Annotated in this window: 1 protein-coding gene; it reads right to left on the reverse strand. The window is 53.3% G+C overall.

The genetic code is table 11. The features are described 5' to 3' along the window. Positions 1-518 precede the first annotated feature (518 nt). Positions 519-782, reverse strand: a complete 264-nt coding sequence (locus CJZ98_RS19635) for a type II toxin-antitoxin system RelE family toxin (protein WP_094592429.1) — start codon at positions 780-782, stop codon at positions 519-521. Positions 783-1,205: the final 423 nt, after the last annotated feature.

Consider the following 1,205-nt stretch of genomic DNA (forward strand, 5'->3'; position numbering starts at 1 on the left):
GGCCTCGCTGTAACGCCGCATTGCTCTGCTCCATCAAGCCCCCTGGTGGAAAAAGTGGTCGGGATGGAGAGGCGTCAACTTTCCTGGCAGAGGGGGGCCCTCCACCCCGAGGCACTTCCGGGCTCGGTCGATCGCTACAAGATTGCGCGCCGCGCCGATTGAAGGCGACTGGTCTATGAAGTGCAGGATCGGGATCTGCTGGGGCTGCTGATTGTCGTAGGCAGAAGGGACCGCAATGTCGTTGACCGGCATGCTGATCGCCGACCGGTAAATAAGCCACTGAACACTGCACTTAAGGCTCAGCTTACCGATGGCTTCTTTGTGATTCTCGTGAATAGAGGTCATGTTTCACCTCTTGTGCCTTTCCGCCTTACACAACAGGTTTGAGGGATTCTGAGCTTACAGAGATTGGCACCTGGGGTCAGACTAACGCTCAAGATCAGAAGCGGGCGAGAGAATATGGGCATTGCCGATTTCCTCCGCTCCCGCCTTCTGTATCTTGATGTTAGAAGGTCCATTCATCGATAGACATCTCCTCTGTGGCCGGCCTTAACAACGTCGACAACGCGCAACTTATCATCGACAGAATAGATGACACGATAGTTGCCTTGACGAACACGATAAAGGTTCTGCCTGCCTGCGAGCTTTTCAGATCCTGAAGGCCGAGGCTGGGCGGCCAGCGATTTGATTTTTTCAATCAATCTACTCAGAGTAACCTTATCAGATATTGACTGAAGCTCTTTAGCAGCCGATGACTTAATCGTGAGGCTATAGTCGGCCACTATCTCTTAGGCTTGTTACAAACTCTTCGAAGCTAGAGCTCGGCTCAGCCTGCCTCTGATCAGCATCTTTCAAATCGTCCGCATCTTCGACCAGTGTCATGCGAACTGCTTCATTGACCATGTCCGAAATTGAGCGGTTACATGCAGCAGCTCTCAGTCGCAGTGCACGATGCACATGCGCGTCGAAGTAGATGGTCGCCCGCTTCGTTTCATCCATCCCTACACCTTAGCGCTTTGACGTCAAGACGTCAAGACGGTGGAGCTGCCGGCTTCCTTCTGATCCTTCTAACGCTCCAGATCAGAAGCGGGCAGGGGCTTCTCGGGTTTGAGGTGGATGGCTTTTATTGGACAGATTCGGCCCCTGACATCGTTAACCCCGAGCGGGAAGAACAGGGTTTGGTCTCAGTGTAGACCTCATGGGGA

The organism is Vulcanococcus limneticus LL (assembly GCF_002252705.1).
Taxonomy (GTDB): Bacteria; Cyanobacteriota; Cyanobacteriia; order PCC-6307; family Cyanobiaceae; genus Vulcanococcus; species Vulcanococcus limneticus.